The sequence below is a fragment of the Massilia sp. Root335 genome (assembly GCF_001425685.1).
Taxonomy (GTDB): Bacteria; Pseudomonadota; Gammaproteobacteria; order Burkholderiales; family Burkholderiaceae_D; genus Telluria; species Telluria luteola.
The window spans coordinates 69187-71801 of sequence record NZ_LMCY01000013.1 but is presented as its reverse complement, the minus strand read 5'-3'; the positions used below and the strand labels follow the sequence as shown (position 1 = coordinate 71801).

The window sequence follows — 2615 nt, the reverse complement described above, 5'->3', positions numbered from 1 at the left end:
GCGCCGCGACGAGGTCAGCGTGTGCAGCAGGGCGTACAGCAGGATGGAGCCGAGGAAGCCGAATGCCATCATCAGCTTCGGGTAATAGTCGTCGAACTCGGTGTAGAGGGCGCTCTTGGGCGCGCTGAACGTCGTTTTCCAGGTGCGGCCGTTGAAATCCAGTGGCAGGGTCACGGAAAACATATTGTCGCTCGCGTCGAGCGCCGGCGTCGGGTCCTTGCTGGTGCCCCGGCTGTCGAACAGGGTGCGCGGCAGCCCCGCGGTTTCGCGTCCATGGGCATCCAGGCCGGGGCCGATGTCGAACAGCGTCATGCGCAACCCCGTGATCGGAATCTCGTCCATGACGCCGAACAGGAGCTTCGGCGCGCTGAAGGCGATGCCAAGCGAGCCGACGTAGGCCGCGCGACGCTGTTCCACGGTGTCCACCGCGGCGCCGGAATAATAGATCGGCATGCGCATGCCCAGATGGTTATCGTTGGGCCCGGACAGCGCGAGGATGGGCGTGCCGGAGGCATACAGCGTCGCATTGTCACGCGACTCGGCCAGTTGCTTACTGAAATAAGGGTTGGCCATCAGATCGATGCCGTAATGGCGCGGATTGGGCTGGTCCGGTTCGATGTAGCCGACGATCAGATAGGCTTCGCGCCGGCCTGGCGGCATGATCTCCAGGGGGGGCGTGGCGTTGACGTGACGTTGGGTTTCCTCGCGCAGATCGTCGAGGAAAGCCTGGCGCTGCGCATCGGTGACGTAAAGCGCAAAATTGATCGAGTCGACCGCGGGAAAGTTGGTGGCCAGGTCCAGTCCGTGCACGTATTCGTGGAGCCTGCGGTGGCTCAGGATATCGTTGCTGTGGATCAGGCTTCCCGTGGCGCGCAGCAGGTCGGTATACGACTTGATGCGCACGCTGATGACACTTTGCGCGTACTTCGCGTGATTGATGAAGCGTTCGTGGGCATTGTTCTCGATCGAGCGCTGGGTCAGCACATACAGTGCGCTTCCGACCAGCGCCGACAGCAGTGCGCCGGTCCAGAACGAGAACCGGTTGACCGAAAAGGCGTCTCTCAGGACTGTCTGCATAATCTTCCCTGGGCGTGACGCTGGATCTTGCCGGACATGTGACATTTGTATTTTGCAACTTACCCGCAACGGATGTGATGCGAACCTAGCAGTTCGAACAGTTGTTGATGGCGGCAATTATTGGGAACGAAAAAAGCCCGCGTCGGCGCCGGCGCGGGCAAGTCGTCGGCGCCGGGAAGTGCGTACGAGGAACGCCCTTCCCGTGTCGCATTCGTCAGACGTTCAGTGCCGCCGGCGCGCCCGCCGGCGCCCACGGACCGGCGCAGTAGGCAGTGGCCGCTTTGGCGGCGGCGCGCGTGTCTCGCTTGTCCCACGGACCGGCGCAGTAGGCAGTGGCCGCTTTGGCGACGCCGCGCGTGTCTCGCTTGTCCCATGGGCCGGCGCAGTAGGCGGTGGCGGCTTTGGCGACGCCGCGCGTGTTTTGCTTGTCCCAGGGGCCGGCGCAATAGGCAGTAGCGGCCACGGCCGCGCCGTGTGCGTGTGGTTTGTCCCACGGGCCGGCGCAGTAGGCGGTGTCGGTCCGGCCCGCGGCGCGTGCGTCTCGTTGGTCCCACGGGCCCGCGCAGTAGGCGGTGGCCGTCCGGCCGCCGGCGGAGGCACCCTGCTTGTCCCACGGACCGGCGCAGTAGGCGGCGGAAATCCGGATGGGATCCGCGCCGCGTGCGTCGCGCTTGTCCCACGGGCCGGCGCAATAGGCCAGCGCATCCGGTTGTTCGACCGGGGTCGCACCGGCGACCGGATAGGCTTCGCCGAACGTGGCTTCGTACAGGCCCTGCATGCGTTCGCCGCTGTCGATGCGGAACTGCGCGTCGTCGTCGCCGCGCAGGCCGACGTACGGGTAGTGATGGACGAAGTAGCCGAAGGCTTGTTCGCAGTCGGCCGCGTACTTCATCGTGTCGAGAATGTGGTAGTGCCAGAACGTGTCGACGTCGACGAGAGGGGCGATGGCTTCATCCGGATACATCTTCATCAGGCACAGGAAACGCCGGTATTCCTTTTCCACGGCATTCGCCTGGTCGAGACTCCAGCCCTCGCCTGATTCCACATGCATCAGTTTCGTTTTGATCGGTTCCAGGTCGAGTTGCATGACGGCGTTAAACAGGTCGTTAGCGTTCATGTTGTTCATCCTCATTCGTTGTTGATTTGTTGAAGATCTCGTTGTGACTCATTCCCTAGTTATGGTTGTGCTGGCTTGTCGGGCCGGGACAGGACGTTAATTCTCCAAAGTTCGTGATGACATCTGCCAAGAAACCGGTCGTTTCGTTGGCGCGCCTTACACGTTATCAATGTAGTTGAGGCAATCTGCTCAGATATTGATATTTGTCAAAGAAACAACATTTGTTGTCGTGATCGCTACACAATTTTCATTTTATGAAGTAGCGATACCCGGAAGGAATGGACGTGCGCAGGCCTGGCGCGCCGGGATGGCCGCCATCGTTTCAGCGGAGGGGAGAGATCAGATGACGGCCGAGCCCGAGCCGTGTTCCTGCGGTTGAGGGATGGCCGGTGCGGGACCGCCGATGACGGGCGCGGACACG

General features: G+C 62.3%; 2 protein-coding genes. Both read right to left on the bottom strand.

What is annotated here, in order from left to right:
* Positions 1-984: CHASE domain-containing protein (locus tag ASC93_RS10160; RefSeq protein WP_200958297.1), on the bottom strand; the 984-nt coding region annotated here is incomplete at its 3' end.
* A 307-nt stretch (positions 985-1291) separates the two neighbouring features.
* Positions 1292-2194 carry a hypothetical protein gene (locus tag ASC93_RS31990; RefSeq protein WP_229412670.1) on the bottom strand — a complete coding sequence of 301 codons (903 nt, stop codon included), beginning with the start codon at positions 2192-2194 and terminating at the stop codon, positions 1292-1294.
* Positions 2195-2615: the final 421 nt, after the last annotated feature.

Bases quoted from the DNA above. Each gene is read 5' to 3' on its own strand.
- ASC93_RS31990 (WP_229412670.1), bottom strand. From the start codon at position 2,194: ATGAACGCTAACGACCTGTTTAACGCCGTCATGCAACTCGACCTGGAA.